Below are 24,326 nucleotides of genomic sequence, written 5' to 3'. Positions count from 1 at the left end.
AGGGCGGAAAGGTCAAGCGAGAAAGCTTACCAGCCGCCGCCACCCCCGCCTCCGCCACCGCCGCCGGAGAAGCCGCCGCCGGAGAAGCCGCCGCCGGAGAAGCCGCCACTGGAAAAACCGGAGGATGAACTCGACGGCGGCGAGGGTATCGTCGAAGCAATGGTCGAGGCCATCGACGAGGAGAAGCCGCCGACGTGGTCGGAGAAGCTGCCGCTGTCGAAATCGCCGGAGTACCAGGACGGATCATAGGCCGCGGCCGCGCCGGCGGCAGCGGCCGCAAGCCAGGTCTCAAAAGTGCGCGACCACGGTTTTTCGACGCCCAAAGCCACGGCGTAGGGCAGCAGCGTCTCGAAATGCTGCGGCGACATTTCAGGCGCGCCCGCCATGTTCATGCGGTCCTTCTCGGCAAGCGTCAGATATTGCCGCAGGCCGTCAATGCCGTCCATCATCCTGGCGCCGAGCGGGGTCGGCGCGCCCATAATGAAGAAATAGAGGATGTTGAGCAGCACGATGCCGCCGATCGCAAAGAGCATCGGAGTCTCGTGCAACTCCACGAGCGACGAGGCAAAGGAGAGTACGCTGAGCAGAAGGATGCTGACCCCGGCGAAAACAATAATTGATGTCACCACGAGTGCGACGATCCTGCCGAACAGCGACCTGCCGCGATAAAGCGGCCGGGTGAACCTGGCGACGAAGACGGCAATGAAGGCCGAGATGGCGACCGGAATCAGCATCAGCACGACCGTATCGGGCTCCAGCGACCCGATAATGAACGGCGCCGCCAGGAAGACGGCACTGAGCGCGATGCCGCCGATAGTGTAGCCGATGTTGGAATTGTAATATTTGCCGCGGTGCTCTTTCTCGATCGCCGAGCGGAAGGCTTGACCCACCGATTTCACATGTTCGCCATTGGCCTTGTCGATCGTCAGAGTCCTGCCTGCGGCGCCGGCGGCTTTCAGGAGCTCGGTCTCGCCGGCCTGCAATTTTTGCCTGTCGAGCGGTCTGCCGGTGCTGCGTATGGTGATCGAGTTCTTGAGATCTTCGAGCTTGACGTAACCGCGGACAGCCAGATCGAGGGCGGTTGCGGCAAGCGCGGTCCAGCCCCCACCGGAGAAGCCCTTGTTGTCGATATAGTTGACCAAGGCCGGCGAGATGCCCTCCGGCGCATCCCAGCGCGGCACGACGACACCGCGGGCGGGATCGCGGCCGACCTTCAGCCATGATCTCGCATAATAGGCGAAAACCAGGGTCAGGCCGCCGAAGCCGATGAAATAATCGCGGTTATCCTTCAGCCACCATGTGCTCTCCATATCCTTGCTCGGCGGATCGATCGACCCTTTCGGCATGCGGATCGCGAAAGTCAGGCCGTCACTGGGATTGAGCGGCGCGGTGGTGGAAAAAACGAGGCCGGCTGCGGTTTGGCTGACGCGGGCATTCTTTTCCGTGGCGCCCTTCGGGCCGGTGAAAAAAGTCGTCCCGGTGGCTGCGACACCTGGCGGCAGCTTCACCGTCGCGGTGACCGAGCGGATCGGGAAGAGCCAGCCATTGCCGGTGACATTCCAGTAGAGTTCGTCATGATCGTCGAAATAACGGATCTGGCGATTGGTCCTGTAGGTGAAGACGTAGCGGTGAAGGCCCGGGCTCACGGTCAACTCGGCCATGCCCGTATAGATGCGGATGCCACCTGTTATCTTTTCCGTGTGCCAGGGCTCATCCTTACCGTCACGCTTAACCGAGACGACATCGAAGTCGACGCTGCGGCGACGGCCGCCGGCGTTGGTGAAATAGAGCGGGAAGTCACGGAAGATGCCGTGCTTGATCCGATAGCCCTCGGCATTGACGGTGACAGTTTCCGTCACCGTCATCGCACCGCTTCTTTCGAGCGCAATGTCGGAAACGAAACTGTCGATCAGCTCCGTGGCAAAGGCCGCCGGGGCGGCCACCAACAAGATGAGCGCCAAACAAATACCGAAAAACCGACGCCCCATTCCCATCCCCCCGGCCGGCAGCCTCGGCTGCGCTTTCCGTCAATCCTTGTCCCGATATGCCACGCCGAGTGCGGCGAGCGTGCGCCAATAGGCGGGGAAGGTCTTGCCGACACAATCGGGATCGAGAATGGTGATGCCATCGATCTTGAGGCCGGCGAGCGCAAAGCTCATCGCAATACGGTGATCGGCGAAAGTGTCGATCTCGGCCGGCAGCGTCTGACCGGCGAGAGCAGGATCGGAATGGACGACCAGATCGTCACCCTCCTCAACGGCCAGGCCTTCGCGAATATTGTTGAGCCCCGTAGACAGGGCGCGGATACGGTCGCATTCCTTGACGCGCAGATTGGCGATGCCGACGAAGCGGACCGGCGTCTCGTTGAAGGCGGCAAGCACGGCAATCGTCGGAACGGCATCCTGCATTTGCGAACCATCGATTACAGCCGGCAGGTGCGGGAACCTGGCGATCGTCTCGTAGGCCTTGGCATCCGGCTGGGTGAAGGCATCGTTCGGCACGCCGAGATCGATCTTGCCGTCGCTCAGAACTTCAGCCGCCCAGAGATAGGTCGCAGCGGACGCATCCGGCTCGATGACGAAATCGGCGGCGCGGTAGCCGGTCGGCTCGACGCGCCAGGTGACAGGGCTGGTCTTTTCGACCTTGGCGCCGAAGGCCTGCATCGCCGCCGTGGTGAGATCGATATAGCCAAGCGCGCCGATGTCCTCGCCCACCAGTTCGATGTCGACCGGACGGTCGCCGCCGGCCGCCATCATCAGCAGCGCCGAAACATATTGGCTGGACAGCCCGCCATCGATCAGGATGCGGTCGGCCTCGAAGCGGCCGGTGCCCCGGACGGTGACCGGCGGGCAGCCGGTTTCGGCGCTCACATCGATGCCGAGCGTGCGCATCGCCTCGACCAGCGGGCCGATCGGGCGCTTGCGCATGTGTTCGTCGCCATCGACGATGACGGTGCCGTCGACCAGGGCGGCGGCGGCCGTCAGGAAGCGTGTCGCGGTGCCGGCATTGCCGAGGAAGAGCGGCGCCTTCGGCGGCGCGAGCCTGCCGCTGCCGGTGACGACGAAGGTGGTGTCGTCGGGCTCGTCGATCGCAACGCCCATGGCCCGCAGCGCATCGGCCATATAACGCGTGTCGTCGCTCTTCAGCGCGCCGGTCAGCCGGCTCGTGCCCTTGGCAAGGCCGGCGAGCAGCAGTGCGCGATTGGTGATCGACTTCGAACCCGGCGGCATGGCGCGGCCCGAAAGCGGCCCGGCAGGCGGGATGATCGTGAGTTTGGCTGTGCGTGTCATGTTGTTTCTTCCATGGAGCGGCCATTGCCGGCCGCAATCTGCCCTTGCTCTTAATCGCTTTCTGGCAAAGGCAAAATGCCGGACCGTCAGAATTTCACGCTGGGGACGGCACGATCGGCCTCATTGGTGATTTCGAAATATTCCCGCTTGGCAAAACCGAACTGGCCGGCGACGAGATTGGAGGGGAAGCTTTCGACCTTGACGTTCAGATCGCGGGCCGCACCATTGTAATAACGCCGCGACATCTGCAGCTCGCCTTCCATGGTTTCCAGCGAATCCTGCAGCTCGGCAAAATTCTGGTTGGCCTTGAGGTCCGGATAGGCCTCGGCGAGCGCGATGACGCGCCCGAGCGCCTGGCCGAGCAGCCCTTCCACCTGCGCCCTGCCGGCGACATCGCCTGATGGCACGGCCTGCGCCTTGTTGCGGAGCGAAACCACCTCCTCGAGCGTCGACTTTTCGTGGGCGGCATAACCCTTGACCGTCTCGATCAGGTTCGGGATCAGATCGGCGCGGCGCTTCAGTTGCACATCGATGCCCGACCAGGCCTCTTGCGCCATCTGCCGGGAGCGAACCAGGCCGTTGTAGATGAAGACGATGTAAAGCGCGATCACAACGACAATAGCGAGTATGACATACATGCAGATGGCTCCCGATTCGATGATCGCACGTTAGTGATTCGGCCGTGGAAAGTCATCTTGGCGAAACAATTCTCCAGCCGGTTTGGACGAGACTTTGATGGATACCCTGCTGACTAAGAGGTTATCAGCCAATCCGGAGCATAGGCATTCATCTTCTGGCTCTCTCGCCAGAGATTGAAGCGCTCGGTCCAGCGCTGCTCGACGTTGAGCGCGACTGCGAACGGCAGATAGTGCTCGTAGCATTCGACCGACATTGCGGGGCCGTTTATCTCGCCGCTGATATAACGATTCACATCGAGGATGTTATTGCGGATCTGCCGCTGCTTCGAGCTTGGCCTTCGGGCCTCGCTCGTGAGATTGGCGCCGCCGGCGTCAAACACCGATATGCGCGAGAATCCGGCCCGCCGTCCCTTCCGGTGAAAGCTCCGTCGTATCAATTTCGACTGTGTGTTCAGCCAGCCCGCGCAACAGTTTATAGTTTGCCCGGAGCCGTTGCAGCTTCGCCGTATCCGTCAGCTTGAGCGCCTCGGACCGGCCCGGCGAGATGAGGCGCCTGGCATTCTCCTCCGGCGCGCAATCGAGGAGAACCGCGACCAGATCCGCGCCTCTGGCGGCAGCCAGATCGAGATACCAGGAGAACATCGCACTATCATCCGCGTCGTCCGAAAGGGCATCGGTAAAGACGAAGCTTTCAGCCGGATCGGCACGCGCAGCGTGGTCGAAAACCGCTCGGCGAATCTGCTCGCGCAGTGATGCATGCAGAGGGTTGCCGCGAGCGAAAAGAGCCTCTGCTGGATTTAGCAGCATGTGATTATCGATGAGCCGCGCGCCAAGCCCTTTCGCCAGCAAGCGACCGACCGTCAGCTTGCCGGTGCCTGGCCAGCCGTTGATGTGGACGATACGGCTGGCAGGCTTTTGCGTCACGCCGCCTCTTTCGACAGGTTGACGCCGCCGGCATCGGTCAGCAGGAAGGCTTCGCCGCAGGCTTTGGCGAGGGTGCGCACCCGCAGGATATAGCTCTGGCGCTCGGTCACCGAGATGACGCCGCGGGCATCGAGCAGGTTGAAGACGTGGCTGGCCTTGATGCACTGGTCGTAGGCCGGAAAGACGCATTTGTGCAGGCGCTGGTTGGCGCTGTCGTCGGGCGCGCCGGCATCGAGCAGCGCCCGGCATTCCTTCTCGGCATCGACAAAGTGACGATGCAGCATTTCGGTATTGGCGAATTCGAAATTGTGCCGCGAATATTCCTGCTCGGCCTGCAGGAAGACGTCGCCATAACTGATCTTCTCATCGCCCTCTCGGCCGTTGAAATTCAGGTCATAGACATTATCGACGCCCTGGACATACATTGCCAGGCGCTCGAGACCATAGGTCAGCTCACCGGCGACCGGCGCGCATTCGATGCCGCAGACCTGCTGGAAATAGGTGAACTGCGAGACCTCCATGCCGTCGCACCAGCATTCCCAGCCGAGACCCCAGGCGCCGAGCGTCGGGCTTTCCCAATCATCCTCGACGAAGCGGATGTCGTGCAGCAGCGGGTCGAGGCCGATCGCCGCCAGCGAGCCGAGGTAGAGTTCCTGCAGGTTCGGCGGGTTCGGCTTCAGGATGACCTGGTACTGGTAATAATGCTGCAGGCGGTTCGGGTTTTCGCCATAGCGGCCGTCGGACGGGCGGCGGGAGGGCTGGACGTAAGCCGCCTTCCACGGCTTCGGCCCGAGGGCGCGCAGCGTCGTGGCCGGGTGGAAGGTGCCGGCGCCGACTTCCATGTCGTAGGGCTGCAGCACCGCGCAACCCTTGTCCGCCCAGTAATTATGCAGGGTCAGGATCAGCGCCTGGAAGGAACGCTTCGGGTTCATATGGTCTGGGATAGCTGACATCGACGGCACCGATTGCTTGGGGATTATCGGCGCGACAGGTGCCATGGAGGGCGGCAGGGGTCAAGGGTTTTGCAAGAGTGGGCCGGCCCGTATGGAGAGAGCCTGCCCCTCACCCTAACCCTCTCCCCGTTCTGACGGGGAGAGGGGACGTGCCCCGCGAGAGGTCGGTGGGGACGGAGAGGTCGCGGCTTGTCCCCTTCGCCCCGCAAGCGGGGAGAAGGTGCCGGCAGGCGGATGAGGGGCGGGAGAACCGAACCTTACTCTTCATCCTGTTTCAGCCGATATTCCCCGGTCACGGGATCCTTGACCAGCGTGCCGATCGCGCCGGTCTGGCGCTCCTTTTCGGCGCGGCGTGACTTTTCAGCGAGCCTGCGGGCATCGGAGACGAAGCGGCGGTAGAGCCACCAGGCCGAAAAGACCAGCACCAGGATGGTGATAAGCTGCGCCATGTCCCTCTCCTGCTCCTCCTAAAGCCCGAAGCGGCTCCACAATGCTCTCTCTTCGGCCGCTTCGACAAGCCCTGTCGCGAGGCCGGATGCAGCACCTTCGAACGAGACCGGCGATATGCCGGGAATGCGGCGGCCGAGCAGGCCGCGGCCGGCGGTGACGAGCTCCAGCTTCGTCTTCTGGCCGTAGCGCCGCTTCAGCTCCTGGCGCATGTCGCCGAGGCCGTCGATGAGGCCGAGTTCGAGGCCGCGGGTGCCGCTCCAGAACAGGCCGGAAAACACCGTCGCATCGTCCGTCAGCTTGCCGGCGCGGCGCTCGCGCACCATCGAGATGAAGACCTGATGGATTTCGAGCTGCAGGCTCTTCAGATATTCGATGTCCTTTTCCTTTTCCGGCTGGAACGGATCGAGGATCACCTTGTTTTCGCCCGCCGTATAAACGCGGCGCTCGACGCCGATCTTCTTCAAGAGTTCAGGGAAGCCGAAACCGCCGGAGACGACGCCGATCGAGCCGACGATCGAGGTGGCGTCGGCGATGATCTCGTCGCCGGCCAGCGCGATCATGTAGCCGCCGGAGGCGGCGACATCCTCGACGAAGACCAGAACCTTCTTCTGCTTCTCGCGGGCGAGCTCGCGGATGCGGGTGAAGATCAGCCGCGACTGGACGGGCGAGCCGCCCGGCGAATTGATTGCTATGGCAACCGCCGGCGCCCCCTTCATGGCGAAGGCCTTTTCCAGCACCGGCGCGACATTGGCGAGATTGAGGGTCGGCCGGAACTGGCCGCCGCCGCTGATGATCGCCCCCTGCAGCCGGACGACCGGGATGGTGAGGCCATCCTTGCGGAACCGTTTCGGCAGCAGCTTTCTCAACAATCCGGCCATCTCTCATCCTTCGCTTCGGGTCGCACGATCGTCATTTCGCGATCGCATCCATGTATGCGTTGGAACGACAAACGCAATGGCCGCGTTCCTGAAAAACACCGGATTGGCTTTCTTGTTGCGAATGACTTGCATTATCATTCCAATTCGTCATAGTGCCCTCACGATAAAACAGGTTTGGAAATCGCATGGATGCCCTCAATTCCAATGTAAAAGGCTGGCGGCACGAACGCGGCGAGGCGTCGCTGTCGGATGTCTACCGTAGCGTCGGAACCGGGCGACACAGCTCGAGGTGGCGCAGGGCTGCGGCCTTTGCCGGGCCGGGCTATATGGTCGCGGTCGGCTATATGGACCCCGGCAACTGGGCGACTTCGCTCGCCGGCGGCTCGAAATTCGGCTATGCGCTGCTGACCGTCGCACTGCTTTCCAACCTGATGGCGATCGTGCTGCAATCGCTCTGCGCCCGCCTGGCGATCGCCTCGGGCCGCGACCTGGCGCAGGCCTGCCGCGACGCCTATCCGAAATGGGTTTCGGTGCCGCTCTGGGCCTTTGCCGAAATTGCCATCATCGCCACCGACATCGCCGAGGTGATCGGCACGGCGATCGGCCTCAACCTGCTGATGGGCATTCCGCTCGAGCTCGGCGTTCTCATTACCGCGCTCGACGTCTTCGTGATCCTCTTCCTGCAGAAACTCGGTTTCCGCTGGGTCGAGGCCTTCATCATCGCGCTGCTCGGTGTCATCGCGCTCTGCTTCGGCGTGCAGATCCTGCTCGCGGACCCGCAATGGGGCGCCGTCATCACCGGCTTCTTTCCGACCACCGAGATCGTCACCAATCCGGAGATGCTTTATCTGGCGCTCGGCATTCTCGGTGCGACCGTCATGCCGCACAATCTCTATCTTCATTCCGGCATCGTGCAGACGCGGGCCTATGGCCATACGGTTCCCGAAAAGAAGGAGGCGCTGACCTATGCGACGATCGACTCGACGGTCGCGCTCTGTTTCGCGCTGCTGATCAACGCCTCGATCCTGATCCTGGCTGCAGCCGCCTTCAATGCGCATGGCAGGACCGACGTCGTCGAGCTCGGCGAAGCGCATTCGCTGTTGTCGCCGCTGCTCGGTCTCGCGATCGCGCCGACGCTGTTCGGCGTCGCGCTGCTCTGCTGCGGCCTCAACTCGACGGTGACGGCGACCCTTGCCGGCCAGATCGTCATGGAAGGTTTCCTCAAGATCCGGCTGAAACCCTGGGTACGCCGGCTGATCACCCGCGCCATCGCCATCGTGCCGGCGGCGGTCGTCACCATATGGTACGGCGACCAGGGCACGGCGGAGCTTCTGATCCTCACCCAGGTGGTGCTCAGCCTGCAGCTTTCCTTCGCCGTCTTCCCGCTCGTGATGTTCACCGCCAGCAAGGCCAAGATGGGCGAACTGGTGGCGCCGCGCTGGCTGAGCGGCATCTCCTATGTGATCGCGATCGTGATCGCCGGGCTGAACGTCAAGCTGTTGCTCGACTTCGTCACCGGCTAGAACAGGATGATTTTAGGCCCGGTCGGCCTAAAATCTGACTCCTGTTCTAAATTAAAGAGTTAGAGCATGATGTCGTCCGAAAACCGCTCACACATTTCGGCATCATGCTCTGGCTGATGAAGATCGAAGCCTGGCATAGGCCGCCCGGCCATTGTTGAAATCATCGACGAGAGGGGAGAACTTGTGGCTCCCCTCTTCGTGCATGATGAGCGGTGCGCGCAGCGACAGCCGCGCCCGCGACCCCTTGATCGCGGTCACCAGGATACGCACGGCGTTTTCACGTTCGCGCGGATGGATGGCGGTGATTTCGATGCCGCCGAAACGCCGGCCGCAGGCGTCGACGATCTCGGCGATCGATTCGGGCCTGGCGATCAGCGACAATTGTCCGCCGGGAATCATGATGGCGCCGGCCGTGCGGATCCAGCTTTCGAACAGGCCGTCGGTCATCGCATGGGCTTCGGCCTTCAGCGCATCCGGCGTGCGCCGGTCGCCGGCGTCGTTGAAGGGCGGGTTCATGATGACGTGGTGGAAACTCTCATCGGTGAGGCCGGCATCATTGCGCGCCTTGGCGGTCAGCGTCACATCGGCCTCGACGACGCTGACGCGGCCGGCGAGATGGGCGTTGCCGGGCAGGAGCACGCTGCGGCGGGCATAATCGGCCATCTCAGCCGACCGCTCGAACAGCACCACCTCGGCCTCGGCAAGCCGCGAGGCGACGGCAAGGCCGGCCGCACCGGCGCCGGCGCCGAGATCGGCAACCCGGATAGGACGGTTATCGGCGACGAGTGCGGCCAGCAGCATCGCATCCATGCCGGCGCGGTGCCCCCTGCCCTGCGGTTGCACCAGGTGGAAGGCGCCGCGATGGAAGGCATCGATTGTTTGGGCAGGCTCGCCGGTCATCCCCGCTCACTTCCTGTCGCGCAATTCGCCGCCGAGACCGGCATCGATGAGGATGCGGCGGGCCTGATCGGCCATCTCCTCATCCACCAGCAGGCGGCGCGGCAGCATGCCGAGCGAGCCTTCCAGCACGCTCATGCCCTGATCGGCGATGAAGCAATGAATGCCGGCATCCTTCATCAAGCTCTCGGCATAGGAGAGCAGAACGGGGTCGTTGGCGCGGATAAGCTCATGCATTTGCCGTCATTTTCCTTCCAATTTCGCCCTGCGCGACAATTCACCTCTTGCCGCGTCCATCGCCCCTTTCTATTGTCAGCTGCAATGAATGAACAGGAGTCCGGGTCGTTGGGCGTGGTCATACCGCTTGAAGAAAGCAAAAACAAACTGGCATCCATAAAGCCGTTGGTCGATCTTACCAGGGCCGATATGGAGCGGGTGAACCAGCTCATTCTGGCCAAGGCCGGCTCCGACGTGCAGATGATCCCCGAAGTGGCCAACCATCTGATCTCGTCCGGCGGCAAGCGGCTGCGGCCGATGCTGACTCTTGCCGCCGCCTCGCTGTTCGACTACCGCGGCGAAAATCACGTCAAGCTCGCGACTTCGGTCGAGTTCATGCACACGGCGACACTGCTGCATGACGACGTCGTCGACGAAAGCGACCTGCGCCGCGGCAGATCGACGGCACGGATGATTTGGGGCAACCAGGCAAGCGTGCTGGTCGGCGATTTCCTGCTCGGCCAGGCGTTCCGCATGATGGTCGAAGTCGGCTCGCTCGACGCGCTCGACGTCTTGTCTTCCGCCGCTTGCGTGATCGCCGAAGGCGAGGTGCTGCAGCTTTCCGTCGCCAAGAACATGGAGACGACCGAGGACGATTACCTCTCCGTCATTCGCGCCAAAACGGCCGCCCTGTTTGCCGCCGCCGCCGAGGTCGGGCCAATCGTCGCCGAAGCCGGCCGGTCCGGTCGCAACGCACTGAAATCCTACGGCATGAATCTCGGGCTCGCCTTCCAGCTCGTCGACGACGCGCTCGATTACGGCGGCAAGGCCGCCGATCTCGGCAAGAATGTCGGTGACGATTTCCGCGAAGGCAAAATCACGCTGCCGGTCATCCTTGCCTATCGCCGCGGCACGCAGGACGAACGCGCCTTCTGGCGCGATGCGATCGAGGCCGGCAACAGCACAGACGCCAACCTCGAAAAAGCGCTGGGGCTGATCACCAAATATGGCACGCTCAGCGACACGATCGGTCGGGCGGTCCATTACGGCACGATCGCCCGCGACGCGCTGGCGCCGCTTCCCGATACGATGTGGAAATCTGCCCTGATGGAAGTGATCGACTTCTGCATCGAGCGCGTCAACTGATCACACATCCTCGATCGCAGCCTGATTTTCTTGCGGCGCCGCTTCAAAAAAGCCATCCTGTTATGAATCAGTGATCGCAACTGATTTGCGGCCGGCCTTATGGCCGGACGCTCTCGAAGAAAGGTTTCCTTATGCGGCAGAGAATTGCCATCCGTCTTCTTACGAGCGCAGCATTGGCGGCTGTTCTTTCGCTCGGCGTCGTCGCCGGCGCGAATGCCGAGGATGCGGCCAAGACGGCGGGCGATGCCGGCAACACCGAGACCTTCAATGCCGATAGCGTCACCACCTTCTCCGGTGCCTTCCTCGCCGCACGCACGGCCGATGTCGATCACGATTATGAAACGGCGATCGCACTCTACAAGAAGGCGCTTGCGATCGAGCCCGGCAATCCGGAGATTCGCCAGCGGCTGATGATCTCACTGCTGCTCAACGGCGACATCAAGGAAGGCGTCAAATATGCCAACGACCTGAAGGGCGATCCCTCGGTCGAGCGCATTACCACGATCGTGCGCGGCATGGATGCCGTGCGCCGCGATGACTACAAGAGCGCCGAAGCTATCCTGAAATACAAGGGTCCGAACGATCTCGACCGGATGATGAACGATCTGTTGCTCGCCTGGGCTCGCGTCGGCGCCGGCCGCGGCAAGGAAGCACTCACCATGGTCGAGAAGATGAAGGGGCCGGACTGGTTCCGCATCTTCCAGAATTACAATGCCGGCGCGATCGCCATTGCCACCGGCGACGTGAAATCCGCCCGAAAGCATCTGAACGACGCCGTGCTCGACAAGGAGGGCGGTGCGACCGCGCCCGATACCTTCATGCGGGCTGTCATGGCGCTTGCCCGCCTCGAAGCAACACAGGGCAACAAGCAGAAGGCGCTCGACGCCGTTTCCGTCGGCGACAACCTGCTGCCGAATTACGCGCCGCTGAACGCGCTGCGCGACAGTATCGAGAAGGGCGAGAAGCAGGAACAGCAGGTCAAGACCGCCGCAGAAGGGGCCGCCGGCGTGCTGTTCTCGGTCGGCGGCGCGCTGAATCGCGACGGCGCCGAGGATATCGTTTCGCTCTACCTGCAGACGGCCAAAGCGCTCGACCCGAACAGCGCCGATACGCTGGTGCTGCTCGGCGGCATCGCCGAGAAACAGAACCAGATGGACCGCGCCATCGCGCTCTACAAGAAGGTGCCGGAGAATTCACCGATGCGGCGCATCTCCGAGCTTCAGCTCGGCCTTGCCCTTGCCCAGGGCGGCAAGGTGGACGAGGCGCGCAAGCACCTGCAGGCGCTGATCGCCTCCGACCCGAAGGACATCCGCAGCTACCTCGCCTATGGCAGCGTGCTCTCCGACGCCAAGGACTACGAGGCGATGGCCGCCAATTACGACAAGGCCGTCCAAGTGATCGGCCCGATTCCCGGCCGCGCCAACTGGAGCGTTTTCTTCCAGCGCGGCATCGCCTATGAGCGGCTGAAGAAGTGGGACCAGGCGGAGCCGAATTTCCGCAAGGCGCTGGAGCTCAATCCCGATCAGCCGCAGGTGCTGAACTATCTCGGCTATTCCTGGATCGACATGAACCGGAACCTCGACGAAGGCCTCGGCATGATCAAGAAGGCCGTCGAGCTTCGCCCCGACGATGGCTACATCATCGATTCGCTCGGCTGGGCCTATTTCCGCCTCAACCGCTTCGACGATGCCGTCGACGAGCTGGAGCGGGCCGCACAGATCAAGGCCGGCGACGCGACGATCAACGACCATCTCGGCGACGCCTACTGGCGCGTCGGCCGCAAGCTCGAGGCCGTCTATCAGTGGAACCGGGCGCTAGCCTCCGAGCCGGAAGCCGCCGAAATTCCGAAGATCAAGGACAAGGTCGCCAACGGCCTGCCTCCTGCGAGCGACGATGCCAAGGCGGCCGACAAGAAGCAGCCGGATCCGGCGCCCGTCACCCCGCCGCCGGTCGACAAGAAATCCTGACGGGCGCGGAGCATGCCTGAAGAGGGCCTGGCCGAGGCTTTCGGCGTCACCGAAATGGCGCGCGCGAAGATCAATCTCGCTTTGCATGTGACCGGCCAGCGAGCAGATGGCTATCATCTGCTCGACATGCTGGTGACTTTCGCCGATTGCGGCGACCGGCTGGGCTTTCTGCCTGCGCAGGCCGACGCTTTCACGCTGTCGGGCCCTTTCGGCGAGACGCTTGCCGGCGACGGCACCAACCTGGTGCTGCGGACACGCGATCTCCTGCGCGAGCAGCTCGGTGCCCTCGCCTTTCCTGTGCATATTCACCTTCAAAAGAACCTGCCGATCGCTTCCGGCATCGGCGGCGGCTCGGCCGATGCGGCCGCGACGTTGCGCGGGCTGATGCGGCTCTGGGGCATGGACTTGCCGGTGGAGACCCTTGCCAGCCTTGCGCTGAAGCTCGGCGCCGATGTGCCGATGTGCCTTGAGAGCCGACCGCTGATTGCCCGTGGGATCGGCGAAAGAATCGAAGTCGTGCCTGATCTGCCGGCCTTTGCCATGGTGCTCGCCAATCCCCTGAAGGGCGTATCGACGCCCGAGGTCTTCCGCCGGCTGGCGGGCAAGAACAATCCGGCTCTGCATCTCGCCCGCGGTCTGTCCGGGACTGACGGCTGGCTTACGGCGATCGGCGCGGCCCGCAACGATCTGGAACCGCCGGCGCGCGAACTGGTGCCGGAGATTACCGTGATCTCGCAGATGCTGCAGGCCCAGGGCGCGCTCATCACCCGCATGTCCGGCTCCGGCGCCACCTGTTTCGGGATCTTTTCGACAATGGCGGCTGCGCAAGAGGCGGCTGCAGCTCTTCACGGCGATCGGCCCGACTGGTATGTCCAGGCGACGGAAACGGTTTCGGGAGGCATGTAATGGCAGGTCTGGACGAAAAGCGGCCGTTTATCGCCGTCGGCATCGCTGTCCTCACGGTCTCGGATAGCCGCACGCCGGAAACCGACAAATCCGGCGACACGCTGGCGGCGCGGATCACCGAAGCGGGGCACCGGCTGGTCGACCGGGCGATCGTGCCTGACGACCGGGACAAAATCGCCGCGCAGGTCAAGGCCTGGACCGAACGGGACGACATCGATGTCGTCATCACCTCAGGCGGCACCGGTTTTACCGGTCGCGATGTGACGCCCGAGGCGCTGGAGCCCTTGTTCGAAAAGCGTATGGACGGCTTTTCCGCGGTCTTTCACCGCATTTCCTACGAGAAAATCGGCACGGCGACGATCCAGTCGCGCGCCACGGCGGGTGTCGCCAATGCCACCTTCATCTTCGCCCTGCCGGGCTCGCCCGGCGCCTGCCGGGATGCCTGGGACGGTATTCTGAAGGGGCAGCTCGACTACCGCAGCACGCCCTGCAACTTCGTCGAAATCATGCCGCGGCTCGACGAGCACCTGAAACGCGGCGCAACGAAGTAGACTGCCGGCAAAAGAGCGGACGGCTTTTATGTGGCAAGGCCAGGCAAGGCGGGCATCGAATCCCAGCTGTCCCCTGACAGCAGGATGCAGCTTATGCCGTGGACATCGGTGACGACGAGCGTCCAGGTTCCGCTTTTGGCGGCATAAACCTCAAGAACGGAGTTCTGGTTTATCAATCCGACTGCGGTGAGCTTTTCAGTAAAATTCCTATCAAGGAATTTGACGACGTCGGATCGGCCTGCGCAACTGAGCATCGTCTGCGACGCTGCCGAATGTGGATGCGCGATTATCAATGTCGGCAATATGACGGCCGCCAGGCCGTAAACCATACCGCGTACCACGACGCACCTCCTCTCGCCGGGAACCCGGCAGAAGAGGAGATTTTCGCTGACCTGTTCCGCCGTCCACCGGCATTCCATGGCCATCCGTTGCGAAGCGAGGCGCTTCGGCGGCGCCATGGGAGGATTATAGCGCGAAAACTTATTGGGCGCTATCTTCTGCGCGATCGGTGGGAGAGTGCGATCGCCGCCGTCGTTCCTAGACTGGCCCCTCATCCGCCTGCCGGCACCTTCTCCCCGTAAACGGGGCGAAGGGGACATGTCGCAACCTCTCCGTTCCCCGCTGACGTCTCGCAGGGCACGTCCCCTCGCCCCGTTTTTACGGGGAGAGGGTTAGGGTGAGGGGCAGCTTCTGGTATGCTAACGCGCAGCGCGCGCCACCCAGGAAGGAATCAATTCACACGCGAGCTTGCGCGGCTTTTGACCCTTGACGAAGTCGGCAAGGCGCATGCCGCTCCTGGCGGCGGAAAGCGCCTGGCTTTTCGGCATCAGCAGACCAAGCTCCAGCGGCGGCGCGGCGCGGCCGACGCGCTCGAAAAACGGGCGCCGGTAACCGCGCGAGGCGGTGAAGCGGGCCGGCAACTTGTTGAGCGCGATATATTCGGCAATCTCGTCGATCCAGCCGGCCTGCGGGCGTGCACCCGGCTCGACGAAAAGCAGCCAGTCGCCGCGGGCGGAAGCGACGATGTCCCTGATATCCCACTGCGAATGAAACCGGCAGCCGGCGGCGTCGGCGACCCGCGAGGTGCCGTCGCGTGAGCCGTGATCGAGCACGACAACATCACCGACGAGCCCCTCCACTGCACCTGCCACCAAGACCGATAAGGTCTGGGCCAGCTCGGATTCCTGATCCTGACACTCGAGAACAACCGTCAACATTGTCTAGTCATAATGCGTCGCACAATTTTTTGCCAGCGGGGTTTTCCGTATTTTGTTCTTGCATTGTTCTCATTTTGCCGATAGGAATTTAATCAGCAAAACGGGCGGAGGCGATCGCTTCCCGCCGCGGGAGAATCCGATGAGAGAGCAGTCCTTGGCAGGGCAGGCCGCATTCGCGCCTGCCAATACGGCAGATATTGCCGATGCGATGATCGTATCCTCCGGGCTGAGGGTCGAGGTCGACCGGCGCCGCGGGCGCGGCGCCGGGCTGAACCCGACCGGTCGCTTCGAGGCGCTGCAGCGCGAGACCTTTGACGACGGCTGGCAGACGCTGGAAGAGCTGCCGCCGTTCAAGACCGAGGTCCAGATCGAAAAGCCGCGCGCGGCCATCACCCGCAACGAATCGCCCGACGTCGCTTTCGATCGTTCGATCAATCCCTATCGCGGCTGTGAGCATGGCTGCATCTATTGTTTCGCCCGGCCGACACACGCCTATATGGGACTTTCGGCGGGGCTCGATTTCGAAACCAAGCTGTTCGCCAAGCCGGATGCGGCAAAGCTGCTGGAGCGGGAGCTCGCCAAGCCGGGCTACAAGGTGCGGGCGATCGCGATCGGCACCAATACCGACCCCTATCAGCCGGTCGAGAAGGAATGGCGCATCATGCGCGGCATTCTCGAGGTTTTGAACAAGGCGAACCATCCGGTTTCGATCGTCACCAAGTCAGCAATGATCCTGCGGGATCTCGACATTCTGCAGGAGATGGCGGCGAAGAACCTGGTGCGCGTCGGCATCTCCGTGACCACGCTCGACCGTAAGCTTGCCCGGACGATGGAGCCGCGCGCCGCCACGCCGCCGCGTCGGCTGGAGACCATTCACACGCTGTCGGAAGCGGGTATCCAAACGGCCGTGATGGCCGCCCCGCTGATCCCGGCGCTCAATGATCACGAGTTGGAGCGCATCCTCGAATCGGCCAAGGCGGCCGGCGCCGTCGAGGCGAGCTATGTCATCCTGAGGCTGCCGCTCGAGGTTAGTCCGCTGTTCCGCGACTGGCTGCTGCAGCATTATCCCGATCGCTACCGACATGTGATGTCGCTGGTGCGCTCAATGCGCGGCGGCAAGGATTACGATGCAGAATTCGGCAAGCGCATGAAGGGCGCCGGTCCCTATGCGTGGCAGATCGCCCGGCGCTTCGAAATGGCGGCGAGGCGTTTCGGCCTGACGCGACGCGGTCTGCCGCTGCGCGACGACCTGTTCGTGCCGCCAGGTGGCAGCGGCGTACAGCTGTCGCTGCTCTGATTTAAAGAATTTGCGCATCGGCCTCGAAAAACCGCCCTGTTTTCGAGCCCCGAGCGCAATTCCCGCGGATGGCCCTGACCGCCACCATCCGCCGGACCGTCCCCGGCCCGCCGCCCTGATCCGGGGACTTGCGGGAAATCGGGTTGGCGTGCGAGGTTCAGCCGCATGAGACCTCGCACGCCACCCGATTCTCCCCTGCTTTTCGACACGGCTCCGCTCGTGCCGGATTTCCGCCTGGAACTCAAAGCCCGCAAGGCCGGCCACTGGCCGGTCGCCGGCGCCGACGAGGCCGGCCGCGGGCCGCTCGCCGGACCGGTCGTCGCCGCCGCCGTCATCCTCGACCCGAAGCGCATCCCCGAGGGCCTCAACGATTCCAAGCAGCTTTCGGCGCAGCGGCGCGAGGAATTGTTCGTGCAGATTCTCGCGACCGCGACCGTCTCGATCGCCTCTTCCAGCTCGACGCGAATCGACGAGACGGATATCCGCAAGGCAAGCCTCGACGCTATGCGCCGCGCCATCTGCAGCCTCGCCGTTCCGGCGAGCTACGTGCTGACGGACGGGCTCGACGTGCCGCCCGGCCTCGATTGCCCCGGGCAGGCCGTGGTCAAGGGCGATGCCCGCTCGGTCTCGATCGCCGCCGCCTCGATCGTCGCCAAGGTGACGCGCGACCGGATGATGGCGCGCGCCCACAATGTCTTTCCGGATTACGGCTTCGCCGCGCATGTCGGCTACGGCACGGCGCAGCACCGCGCCGGCATCGAGAAACACGGCCCCTGCTCCCTGCACCGAATGAGCTTCCGGCCGTTGCGCAAGGGCGAGGACGGACCCGAGACGGATGAGTTGATACCGGAATAGGTCGGCTCAAATAGAACGCCGTGAATTGTCGAGGGCTGCCCCTCATCCGCCTGCCGGCACCTTCTCCCCGCGCGCGGGGCGAAGGGGATATGCCGCACGCGCTCCGTCCCCCGCTCGCCTCTCGTGTGGCACGTCCCCTCTCCCCGTAAAACGGGGAGAGGGTTAGGGTGAGGGGCAGCCATACGCGCCAATCAAAACAACAGCATCACACACCCGGGATGGCTCCGAGAGAAGCGTCATAACAAGAAAAGGCCGGGACATGCCCGGCCTTTTCCTCATTCCATTCGATACCGCTCAGTTGAGCCGCGTCTTGACCTGGCCGACGGCATTGCCGAAGAGTTCGGACTGGACCTTGCCATCCGCCTTCTTGGCGAGCACCGTTTCAGCGGCCGCGATCGCCAGATCGACGGCGGCGGAACGGACCGCCTTCATCGCTTCGGCCTCGGCCTGCAGTATCTTCTGCTCGGAGAGCGCCGTGCGATTGGCGACGAATTCTTCCGTCTTCTTCTTCGCTTCGGCAGTCAGCATCTCAGCTTCGCGCTCAGCGGCAGCAACGATGTGCGCCGCCTCGGCTTCCGCTTCCTTGCGCTTGCGCTGGTATTCGGCGAGCAGGTGCTGGGCCTCCTCGCGCAGACGCTTGGCTTCGGCCAGCTCGTTGCGGATCTGGTCGGCGCGGTCGTCGAGCGAGCGCGCCATCATTCCGGGAACCTTCAGGTAGACAACCAGTGCCAGGAAAAGGACGAGGCCGACAAAGGCGAAGAAAGTCGCGTCAAGGTGAAATTCCATCGATCAAGCCTCCTTCTTGGCGGCCGCGACGGCAGCGGCGACATCAGCTTGGGCAGCATTGCCGCCAATCAGCTGTTCGACGACGGCAGCCGCCGTTTCCTCGGCAATGGTGCCAACATCGGCGAAAGCCTTCGCCTTGATGTCGGCGATGCGGACTTCGGCAGCCTTGATCTTTTCCGACAGGCTCGCCTCGACAGTGCGGCGTTCCTCTTCGGCCTTGGCCTTGGCGGCGTCGCGCGCGGCGGAGCCGATCGCATTCGACTTGGCGCGTGCTGCGGCCAATTCGCCTTCATAGGTCTGGACGGCGGCATCGGCTTCCGCCTTCAGCCGGCCTGCTTCTTCCAGGTCCTGGGAGATGCGCGTGTGGCGCTGATCGAGGATGGCCCCGATGCGCGGCGCGATGACCTTTTGCATAAGGAGGTAGAAGACGCCGAACGTAATCACCAGCCACAACAGCTGGGACGAGAAGGTCGTCGAATCGAAGGGCGGGAACGGGCCACGGGCGTGTTCGCCTTCGGCTACGCCGGTCTCGGTATGGACCTCGCCTGCGGCCGGAGCGCCATGCGCATCCGTGCCGGTCGCTGCCGCCGGTGCTTCTTCAGCGTAAGCCGGGGTCACAAAAAACATGCTCACCTCCAGGTGGACTGCAAATGCAAAGGATCACGGCTTGCGGTCGCAGGCCGTGATCCATCTATCCGCCGAAATCAGACGGCGAAGAGGAGGAGGAGAGCGACGAGCAGCGAGAAGATGCCCAGAGCTTCCGTAACGGCGAAGCCGAATACCAGACGGCCGAACTGGCTGTCAGCGGCAGACGGATTGCGCAGAGCGCCGGAGAGGTAGTTGCCGAAGATGTTGCCGAGGCCGAGAGCCGTACCGGCCATACCAAAGCAAGCCAGACCTGCACCGATGAACTTTGCTGCTTCCGCTTCCATGTTGAACTCCTTTGAAATGGTTGTTGCGGCGAATGACTGACGCCCTTTGACGTCGATGTCGTTATCCTTAGTGCCCGCCCGGATGGATCGCGTCGTTGAGGTACATGCAAGTCAGCACCGCAAAGACGTAAGCCTGGAGGAAGGCAACGAGGAACTCGAGACCGGTCAGGGCGACGGTCATGATGAGGGGAAGAACGGCTCCGCCGATACCGACTGCACCGAGGGCTCCAAGCGAGGCAACGAAGCCTGCGAACACCTTCAGCGTGATGTGACCGGCGAGCATGTTTGCAAATAGACGAACGGAGAGCGAAATCGGACGGGACAGGAAGGAAATGATTTCGATCAGGACGACCAGCGGCAGCAGAAGGCCGGGCACGCCCGAGGGCACGAAGACGTTCAGGAAGTGAAAGCCGTGCTTATAGAAACCGTAGACCAGGACCGTGCCGATGACGAGGAGCGCCAGCGCGAAGGTGACGATGATCTGGCTCGTCACCGTGAAGAAATAGGGGAACATGCCGAGCAGGTTCGCCGTCAGGACGAACATGAAGAGCGAGAAGACCAGCGGGAAGAACTTCATTCCCTGCTTGCCTGCGCCTTCTTTCAGCATATTGGCGATGAATTCATAGGACATTTCCGCGACCGACTGCGAACGGCCCGGCACGATGGCGCGGTTCGAGGTCGCGAAATAGAGAAAGCCTGCGGCAACGGCAGCCGAAGCGGCCATGAACAGCGATGCGTTGGTGAACGAAAAATCAATTCCGCCGATTTCGATCGGGACAATCTTCTGGATCAGGAACTGATGAGTCGGATCGTTAGACACCGCTTGTTCTCTCTCTTTGGCCCGCAGGACGCGGGGTCATTGCACTGGACCGGGACCGGTCCTTATTTCTTGTCGTCCTTGTCGTCCAGGGGATGGGCCACCACCCCCGCAGAACGCAGCACGTTCAGAACGCCGGCACAGAATCCGAGAAGCAGAAGAACAATCATTCCCCAAGGCGCCGTGCCAACAAAACGGTCGAAGACATAGCCAAGAACGGCACCGACGATGATGGCGGCAATGAACTCGCTGGAAAGCTTCATCGCCTGGGCATAACCTTTGCGGCTTACCTCGGCGCGGGCTTCGTTCGCCTCGTCCATTTTCGCCTCGACGCGCTTGGTCGCGAGTTTCGCTTCCAGTTGCGCACGGCGCTTCTCAAGACTTTCTTCGCGGTCGTCCGCCATGGATCTATCCTCGCCTGCCCGTCGCCCGCACTCCCGCTACCCCGGTCATTCGGACCCCGGACGCGAAGGTTGAGACCCTTCCGGCCCGTTCTGAAGTCGCGCGCAACATAGTTTTAGGGATTAGTATAGTCAAGGCGTAGACAGCTTCTGTCCAGCGAGAAAATAGTCACATGGAATCAATGAGATAAAGCGATCGCGGGTCGATCGCACAAATTCGACGGAAAGAATCCGCTTTTCGGGGCCGGAAATCGGCCGGACCCGGACGATTTATCTCAGCTCCAGCCGCCGCCATAGGTGCGGTAGAAGACGTGGAGACCGATGCGGCCGACCTTTTCCATGGTCTTTGCCCATTTCGGCCGGACGTAGACGGCGTGGTAATGAGTCGCCGAGCCCACCTGCGGCAGCCAGATTTTGCCTGCTGTCACCGCCATCGCCACATCGCGGGCCATCCGCCAGTGATATTCCGAGTTCACCCTGTCCTTGATGGCGTCGCAGGCGAAGGAAAACTGGCAGCGGTTGCGCCAATCCTCGTTCTGATAGACGACGCCGCAGATGGTCTTCGGATAGGCAGGATTGCGGACGCGATTGAGAATGACCTGAGCAACGGCCGCCTGCCCCTTCACCGATTCTCCGCGCGCCTCGAAATAGATGCCGGAGGCAAGACATTGCTGCTCGCGGGCGGAAAAGACGCTCGGCGGCAGCACGCTAGCGGCCCAGGCGTGATCACGCGGGCCGATCTCGGGGACGAAGCGGCCGCTGTCCTGATCGGTCAGGATCGAATCGAAGGGCGACTGGCTGGCATAGTCGGGTGTTGCCGGCGCATAGGCCGTCGCCAGCACGTCGGCCTTGTTGCTGGTGACGAGGTTTGCCAGCACCGCCGGCACGCCGTTGTCGGTCACCACCGCCTGCTTCTTATAGAAAGAAGTGGCGATCTCGATTTCCTTGCCCTGGATCTTCGGCTTGACGAAGGCCGATCGGTCCTTGAGGTCGAAGCTCGGGGTGAACAGCATCCTGGTGCGCTCGAGAATGGAGCCGGCGGAAAAATCCTTCGGCGGCTGCATCTTTTCGACGGCGACGATGCGGCCCTTCTTCATGCCGCGATTGACGCGATCCTCGTCCGGCGTGTCCTCGTGGCCCTTGGCCGCGCCCTTGTCCTTGGCAGCGCCCTTGTCCGGGGCAGAGAAAGCGACCTTGCGGCCATCCGGCAGCACCATGCCGGCGCCCGACGCGATCGAACCCGTCACATCAGGATCGGCAAAGGCGAGTTCAGCCTGATGAATGGAGCCGGCCGGAGAATTGGTCAGAACCATACGCCAGCTCTCGCCGTCACGATCGAGACCGGCGAGCATGGTGGCGAGGTCGGCGTGGGAGGCGACGCTCGGGAAGATCAGCCAGCCGGCAAGACCGAAGATGACAGGTGACACCCAGTTCTCGGGAAGCAGCTTGCTACGGGAGGGACTCTTTCGACGCAACACGAACTCCGGGCATGGAACGCGGGAACATTCCATCGAAAATCTCGCATTAACCTTGACGTCCGGTTAACGGGTCGTGCCGGAATGTGACCATCGGCGGTTTTGGATATTCCGATTTGGCTGGTTTGACGGGACGCATCCCCAAGCTCCGTCATCCTCGGCCTTGAGCCGAGGATCCATGCCGCGGCTTATGGTGGGTGCCGTGTGGATGCTCGGCTCAAGGCCGAGCATGACGGAGGACGAGGTGACGGAAGTGCAAGACAGCGGGGAGACCCGCGTCAGGGCTGTCGCCCGCACCCGTCAAATAATAACGTGCGATCCCAGTTCGACCACGCGGTTTGCCGGCAGGCGGAAGTAGTCCGAAGGGTTGGTGGCGGCGTTGGCAAGCGCGATGTAGAGCCGGTCCTGCCAATAGGGCATGCCGGACTTGGCGTCCGGCACCAGCTTGCGGCGGCCGAGATAGAAGGAGGTCGACATGATGTCGAACTTCAACCCGGTCTTGCGCAGCGTCGCCAGGGCCTGCGAGACATTCTGCGATTCCATGAAGCCGAACAGCAGCTCGACGCGGGAGAACCGCTCGGAGATCGGCTCGACCTTGTAACGGTCGTGGCTCGGCACGCGCGGCTTGTTGACGGTGCGGATCGTCAGGATGACGTTGCGGTCGTGCAGCACGTGATTGTGCTTGAGATTGTGCAAGAGGGCGGCCGGGGCCGATTCCGGATCGCTGGTCAGGAAGATCGCAGTGCCCGGAACCTGGGCCGGCGAATGCTCGCTCTTGCGCTCGATGGAACTGACGAATGAGGCGAGCGGAATATCGGTATGGCGGGTCTTTTCCAAGAGGATCGCGGTGCCGCGGCGCCATGTCCACATGACGATGGTAAAGGCGGTGGCGATCAGGATCGGGATATAGCCGCCATCGTGGATCTTCAGAAGGTTGGCGCCAAGGAAGATCAATTCGAGCACGACCAGCGGCGCAAGCGCGGCCACCGCGAGGGCAAACGACCAGTTCCAGCGGGCGCGGACGAATTCGAAGGCCATGATCGAGGTGACGACCATGGCGCCGGTGACGGAAATGCCGTAGGCGGTCGCCAGCGCGTCCGAGGTCTTGAAGCCTAATACCAGGAAGATGACACCGAAGAACAGCACGGCATTGACCGACGGCACGAAGATCTGCCCGGTATTGGTTTCCGAGGTGAAGAGGATTTCCATGCGCGGCAGGAAGCCGAGGTTGATGCCCTGGCGCACCATCGAGAACGCGCCGGTGATAACCGCCTGACTGGCGATGATCGTCGCGGCGGTCGCCAGGATGACGACCGGCAGCAGCGCCCACTTGGGATACATCAGATAGAAGGGATCGGACATCGTCATCGGATTGCCGAGAACGAGAGCGCCTTGCCCGAGATAGTTCAGCGTCAGTGCCGGGAACACCAGCAGGAACCAGGCCCACTGGATCGGGCGGCGGCCGAAATGGCCGAGATCGGCATACAGCGCCTCCGCACCCGTTACCGTCAGGAAGACGGCGCCGAGCACGACGATTCCGTAAAAGCCCTCATGCAGCAGGAAGGCGACGGCATAATAGGGATTGAAGGCGGCAAGGATGCCGTAATCATCGGAGATATGGGAAATGCCGGCGGCCGCCATGACCAGGAACCAGACGGCGGTGATCGGGCCGAAGAATTTCGCCACCGCGCCGGTGCCGCGCGATTGCACGACGAAGAGCAGCGCCAGGATCACCACCGAAATCGGCACGATATATTCCGACAGCCTTGGTGTGACGAGCTTCAGGCCCTCGACCGCCGACAGCACCGACAGCGCCGGCGTGATCATCGCATCGCCGAGAAAGAGGGCAGCCCCCATCAGGCCGAGCAGCATCAGTATGGCGGTATGGCCGTTGGCGGTCTTCATCAGAAGGGCAAGCAGCGACAGCGTGCCGCCCTCCCCTTCGTTATCGGCGCGTAGCAGGAAGAGCACATATTTGATGGTGACGATGATCGTCAGCGCCCAGATCATCAGCGAGATCAGGCTGATCACCTCGAAGCGGGTGACACCGTCATGGGCGACAGGCTTCAGCGCCTCGCGAAAAGCATAGAGCGGGCTGGTGCCGATATCGCCGTAGACGACGCCGACCGAACCGAGCGCGAGATAAAAAAGCTTGCGCGGCGTCATCTGGCGTTCGTGCGGATGGCTCTCTTCGGACATGAAATTTC

At 62.7% G+C, this 24,326-nt stretch carries 25 protein-coding genes and 1 pseudogene; 7 read left to right on the top strand and 19 right to left on the bottom strand.

From position 1 onward, the window contains the following. Window positions 1-26: 26 nt before the first annotated feature. From N2597_RS02530 to N2597_RS02495, 8 genes and pseudogenes are all read right to left on the bottom strand, one after another. Window positions 27-1,988, bottom strand: a complete 1,962-nt coding sequence (locus tag N2597_RS02530; protein ID WP_183597355.1) for a DUF2207 domain-containing protein — start codon at window positions 1,986-1,988, stop codon at window positions 27-29. A 39-nt stretch (window positions 1,989-2,027) separates the two neighbouring features. Beyond that, window positions 2,028-3,290: a 3-phosphoshikimate 1-carboxyvinyltransferase gene (locus tag N2597_RS02525; protein WP_096762622.1), complete on the bottom strand. Its 1,263-nt coding sequence runs from the start codon at window positions 3,288-3,290 to the stop codon at window positions 2,028-2,030. An 86-nt stretch (window positions 3,291-3,376) separates the two neighbouring features. After that, complete coding sequence (locus tag N2597_RS02520) at window positions 3,377-3,928, bottom strand: LemA family protein (RefSeq protein WP_009992658.1); 552 nt, start codon at window positions 3,926-3,928, stop codon at window positions 3,377-3,379. 113 nt (window positions 3,929-4,041) lie between these two features. Then, a pseudogene (locus N2597_RS02515) lies at window positions 4,042-4,269 on the bottom strand (DUF2207 family protein); the annotation flags it as partial. 31 nt (window positions 4,270-4,300) lie between these two features. After that, window positions 4,301-4,852: a P-loop nucleotide/nucleoside kinase family protein gene (locus N2597_RS02510; RefSeq protein WP_183597357.1), complete on the bottom strand. Its 552-nt coding sequence runs from the start codon at window positions 4,850-4,852 to the stop codon at window positions 4,301-4,303. Beyond that, entirely contained in the window at window positions 4,849-5,805 is a 957-nt protein-coding gene (locus tag N2597_RS02505) for a glycine--tRNA ligase subunit alpha (protein ID WP_038687193.1), read from the bottom strand. The genes N2597_RS02510 and N2597_RS02505 overlap by 4 nt, the downstream gene beginning before the upstream one ends. Before the next feature lie 257 nt (window positions 5,806-6,062). Beyond that, window positions 6,063-6,254 carry a hypothetical protein gene (locus N2597_RS02500; protein WP_038687190.1) on the bottom strand — a complete coding sequence of 64 codons (192 nt, stop codon included), beginning with the start codon at window positions 6,252-6,254 and terminating at the stop codon, window positions 6,063-6,065. A gap of 18 nt (window positions 6,255-6,272) precedes the next feature. Next, window positions 6,273-7,133 (bottom strand): S49 family peptidase, encoded by an 861-nt coding sequence (locus N2597_RS02495; RefSeq protein ID WP_183597359.1) that lies wholly within the window; start codon window positions 7,131-7,133, stop codon window positions 6,273-6,275. 185 nt (window positions 7,134-7,318) lie between these two features. Between N2597_RS02495 and N2597_RS02490 the strand changes: the two genes are divergently transcribed. Beyond that, the gene (locus N2597_RS02490; protein WP_183597361.1) at window positions 7,319-8,656 is read left to right on the top strand and encodes an Nramp family divalent metal transporter; all 1,338 of its coding nucleotides are present in this window, start codon (window positions 7,319-7,321) and stop codon (window positions 8,654-8,656) included. 102 nt (window positions 8,657-8,758) lie between these two features. On the opposite strand, the gene N2597_RS02485 is transcribed toward N2597_RS02490, so the two are convergent. Both N2597_RS02485 and N2597_RS02480 read right to left on the bottom strand, forming a co-directional pair. After that, a complete protein-coding gene (locus N2597_RS02485; protein WP_183597363.1) occupies window positions 8,759-9,556 on the bottom strand; it encodes a tRNA1(Val) (adenine(37)-N6)-methyltransferase in 798 nt (265 codons plus the stop codon). 6 nt (window positions 9,557-9,562) lie between these two features. Next, entirely contained in the window at window positions 9,563-9,790 is a 228-nt protein-coding gene (locus N2597_RS02480; RefSeq protein ID WP_004672609.1) for a putative signal transducing protein, read from the bottom strand. Window positions 9,791-9,898: 108 nt separating this feature from the next. On the opposite strand from N2597_RS02480, the gene N2597_RS02475 reads away from it, so the two are divergent. The 4 genes from N2597_RS02475 (at window position 9,899) to moaB (ending at window position 14,339) form a co-directional block, all read left to right on the top strand. Then, window positions 9,899-10,915 (top strand): polyprenyl synthetase family protein, encoded by a 1,017-nt coding sequence (locus N2597_RS02475; protein WP_106797406.1) that lies wholly within the window; start codon window positions 9,899-9,901, stop codon window positions 10,913-10,915. A 131-nt stretch (window positions 10,916-11,046) separates the two neighbouring features. Next, window positions 11,047-12,882 (top strand): tetratricopeptide repeat protein, encoded by a 1,836-nt coding sequence (locus N2597_RS02470; protein WP_183597365.1) that lies wholly within the window; start codon window positions 11,047-11,049, stop codon window positions 12,880-12,882. Between the two features lie 12 nt (window positions 12,883-12,894). After that, a complete protein-coding gene (locus tag N2597_RS02465; protein WP_096762626.1) occupies window positions 12,895-13,788 on the top strand; it encodes a 4-(cytidine 5'-diphospho)-2-C-methyl-D-erythritol kinase in 894 nt (297 codons plus the stop codon). Then, a complete protein-coding gene (gene moaB / locus N2597_RS02460) occupies window positions 13,788-14,339 on the top strand; it encodes a molybdenum cofactor biosynthesis protein B (protein WP_038687175.1) in 552 nt (183 codons plus the stop codon). Before N2597_RS02465 ends, moaB begins: the two co-directional genes overlap by 1 nt. A 26-nt stretch (window positions 14,340-14,365) precedes the next feature. Here the strand turns inward: moaB and N2597_RS02455 are convergent, their stop codons facing one another. Together N2597_RS02455 and N2597_RS02450 are read right to left on the bottom strand one after the other, a co-directional pair. Further along, window positions 14,366-14,680 carry a hypothetical protein gene (locus N2597_RS02455; RefSeq protein ID WP_038692270.1) on the bottom strand — a complete coding sequence of 105 codons (315 nt, stop codon included), beginning with the start codon at window positions 14,678-14,680 and terminating at the stop codon, window positions 14,366-14,368. 357 nt (window positions 14,681-15,037) lie between these two features. Continuing rightward, entirely contained in the window at window positions 15,038-15,556 is a 519-nt protein-coding gene (locus N2597_RS02450) for a glycosyltransferase family protein (RefSeq protein WP_183597367.1), read from the bottom strand. Between the two features lie 139 nt (window positions 15,557-15,695). Here N2597_RS02450 and N2597_RS02445 point away from each other — a divergent pair, with 139 nt between their 5' ends. Together N2597_RS02445 and N2597_RS02440 are read left to right on the top strand one after the other, a co-directional pair. Further along, complete coding sequence (locus N2597_RS02445; protein ID WP_183597369.1) at window positions 15,696-16,853, top strand: PA0069 family radical SAM protein; 1,158 nt, start codon at window positions 15,696-15,698, stop codon at window positions 16,851-16,853. 165 nt (window positions 16,854-17,018) lie between these two features. Continuing rightward, window positions 17,019-17,708 carry a ribonuclease HII gene (locus tag N2597_RS02440; protein ID WP_096762629.1) on the top strand — a complete coding sequence of 230 codons (690 nt, stop codon included), beginning with the start codon at window positions 17,019-17,021 and terminating at the stop codon, window positions 17,706-17,708. Window positions 17,709-18,002: 294 nt separating this feature from the next. Here the strand turns inward: N2597_RS02440 and N2597_RS02435 are convergent, their stop codons facing one another. The 7 genes from N2597_RS02435 to N2597_RS02405 all read right to left on the bottom strand — a co-directional run bounded on the left by N2597_RS02435 (window position 18,003) and on the right by N2597_RS02405 (window position 24,318). After that, window positions 18,003-18,494 carry a F0F1 ATP synthase subunit B gene (locus N2597_RS02435; RefSeq protein WP_038687169.1) on the bottom strand — a complete coding sequence of 164 codons (492 nt, stop codon included), beginning with the start codon at window positions 18,492-18,494 and terminating at the stop codon, window positions 18,003-18,005. 3 nt (window positions 18,495-18,497) lie between these two features. Further along, a complete protein-coding gene (locus N2597_RS02430; RefSeq protein ID WP_038687167.1) occupies window positions 18,498-19,121 on the bottom strand; it encodes a F0F1 ATP synthase subunit B in 624 nt (207 codons plus the stop codon). Window positions 19,122-19,198: 77 nt separating this feature from the next. Continuing rightward, window positions 19,199-19,426, bottom strand: coding sequence for a F0F1 ATP synthase subunit C (locus N2597_RS02425; protein WP_010026583.1), 228 nt, complete (start codon window positions 19,424-19,426; stop codon window positions 19,199-19,201). Window positions 19,427-19,493: 67 nt separating this feature from the next. Next, a complete protein-coding gene (locus N2597_RS02420; protein ID WP_038687163.1) occupies window positions 19,494-20,246 on the bottom strand; it encodes a F0F1 ATP synthase subunit A in 753 nt (250 codons plus the stop codon). Between the two features lie 62 nt (window positions 20,247-20,308). Continuing rightward, window positions 20,309-20,647 (bottom strand): AtpZ/AtpI family protein, encoded by a 339-nt coding sequence (locus N2597_RS02415; RefSeq protein ID WP_038687161.1) that lies wholly within the window; start codon window positions 20,645-20,647, stop codon window positions 20,309-20,311. A 272-nt stretch (window positions 20,648-20,919) separates the two neighbouring features. Then, window positions 20,920-22,155 carry a cell wall hydrolase gene (locus tag N2597_RS02410; RefSeq protein WP_106797409.1) on the bottom strand — a complete coding sequence of 412 codons (1,236 nt, stop codon included), beginning with the start codon at window positions 22,153-22,155 and terminating at the stop codon, window positions 20,920-20,922. A gap of 264 nt (window positions 22,156-22,419) precedes the next feature. Beyond that, window positions 22,420-24,318, bottom strand: a complete 1,899-nt coding sequence (locus tag N2597_RS02405) for a potassium transporter Kup (RefSeq protein ID WP_183597371.1) — start codon at window positions 24,316-24,318, stop codon at window positions 22,420-22,422. Between the last annotated feature and the right edge of the window lie 8 nt (window positions 24,319-24,326).

It is taken from the genome of Rhizobium sophoriradicis (assembly GCF_025200795.1).
GTDB classification, from domain to species: domain Bacteria; phylum Pseudomonadota; class Alphaproteobacteria; order Rhizobiales; family Rhizobiaceae; genus Rhizobium; species Rhizobium sophoriradicis.
The sequence above is the reverse complement of the archived record's forward strand: the minus strand, read 5'-3'. Positions and strand labels throughout refer to the sequence as shown.

What these genes read in the sequence shown, in the direction of transcription:
- N2597_RS02435 (WP_038687169.1), bottom strand. Translation starts at nt 18,494, where the DNA reads ATGGAATTTCACCTTGACGCGACTTTCTTCGCCTTTGTCGGCCTCGTC.
- N2597_RS02490 (WP_183597361.1), top strand. Translation starts at nt 7,319, where the DNA reads ATGGATGCCCTCAATTCCAATGTAAAAGGCTGGCGGCACGAACGCGGC.
- moaB (WP_038687175.1), top strand. Translation starts at nt 13,788, where the DNA reads ATGGCAGGTCTGGACGAAAAGCGGCCGTTTATCGCCGTCGGCATCGCT.
- N2597_RS02505 (WP_038687193.1), bottom strand. Translation starts at nt 5,805, where the DNA reads ATGTCAGCTATCCCAGACCATATGAACCCGAAGCGTTCCTTCCAGGCG.
- N2597_RS02450 (WP_183597367.1), bottom strand. Translation starts at nt 15,556, where the DNA reads ATGTTGACGGTTGTTCTCGAGTGTCAGGATCAGGAATCCGAGCTGGCC.
- N2597_RS02445 (WP_183597369.1), top strand. Translation starts at nt 15,696, where the DNA reads ATGAGAGAGCAGTCCTTGGCAGGGCAGGCCGCATTCGCGCCTGCCAAT.
- N2597_RS02425 (WP_010026583.1), bottom strand. Translation starts at nt 19,426, where the DNA reads ATGGAAGCGGAAGCAGCAAAGTTCATCGGTGCAGGTCTGGCTTGCTTT.
- N2597_RS02520 (WP_009992658.1), bottom strand. Translation starts at nt 3,928, where the DNA reads ATGTATGTCATACTCGCTATTGTCGTTGTGATCGCGCTTTACATCGTC.
- N2597_RS02470 (WP_183597365.1), top strand. Translation starts at nt 11,047, where the DNA reads ATGCGGCAGAGAATTGCCATCCGTCTTCTTACGAGCGCAGCATTGGCG.
- N2597_RS02440 (WP_096762629.1), top strand. Translation starts at nt 17,019, where the DNA reads ATGAGACCTCGCACGCCACCCGATTCTCCCCTGCTTTTCGACACGGCT.
- N2597_RS02415 (WP_038687161.1), bottom strand. Translation starts at nt 20,647, where the DNA reads ATGGCGGACGACCGCGAAGAAAGTCTTGAGAAGCGCCGTGCGCAACTG.
- N2597_RS02525 (WP_096762622.1), bottom strand. Translation starts at nt 3,290, where the DNA reads ATGACACGCACAGCCAAACTCACGATCATCCCGCCTGCCGGGCCGCTT.
- N2597_RS02410 (WP_106797409.1), bottom strand. Translation starts at nt 22,155, where the DNA reads ATGGAATGTTCCCGCGTTCCATGCCCGGAGTTCGTGTTGCGTCGAAAG.
- N2597_RS02500 (WP_038687190.1), bottom strand. Translation starts at nt 6,254, where the DNA reads ATGGCGCAGCTTATCACCATCCTGGTGCTGGTCTTTTCGGCCTGGTGG.
- N2597_RS02495 (WP_183597359.1), bottom strand. Translation starts at nt 7,133, where the DNA reads ATGGCCGGATTGTTGAGAAAGCTGCTGCCGAAACGGTTCCGCAAGGAT.
- N2597_RS02530 (WP_183597355.1), bottom strand. Translation starts at nt 1,988, where the DNA reads ATGGGGCGTCGGTTTTTCGGTATTTGTTTGGCGCTCATCTTGTTGGTG.
- N2597_RS02430 (WP_038687167.1), bottom strand. Translation starts at nt 19,121, where the DNA reads ATGTTTTTTGTGACCCCGGCTTACGCTGAAGAAGCACCGGCGGCAGCG.
- N2597_RS02465 (WP_096762626.1), top strand. Translation starts at nt 12,895, where the DNA reads ATGCCTGAAGAGGGCCTGGCCGAGGCTTTCGGCGTCACCGAAATGGCG.
- N2597_RS02480 (WP_004672609.1), bottom strand. Translation starts at nt 9,790, where the DNA reads ATGCATGAGCTTATCCGCGCCAACGACCCCGTTCTGCTCTCCTATGCC.
- N2597_RS02485 (WP_183597363.1), bottom strand. Translation starts at nt 9,556, where the DNA reads ATGACCGGCGAGCCTGCCCAAACAATCGATGCCTTCCATCGCGGCGCC.
- N2597_RS02405 (WP_183597371.1), bottom strand. Translation starts at nt 24,318, where the DNA reads ATGTCCGAAGAGAGCCATCCGCACGAACGCCAGATGACGCCGCGCAAG.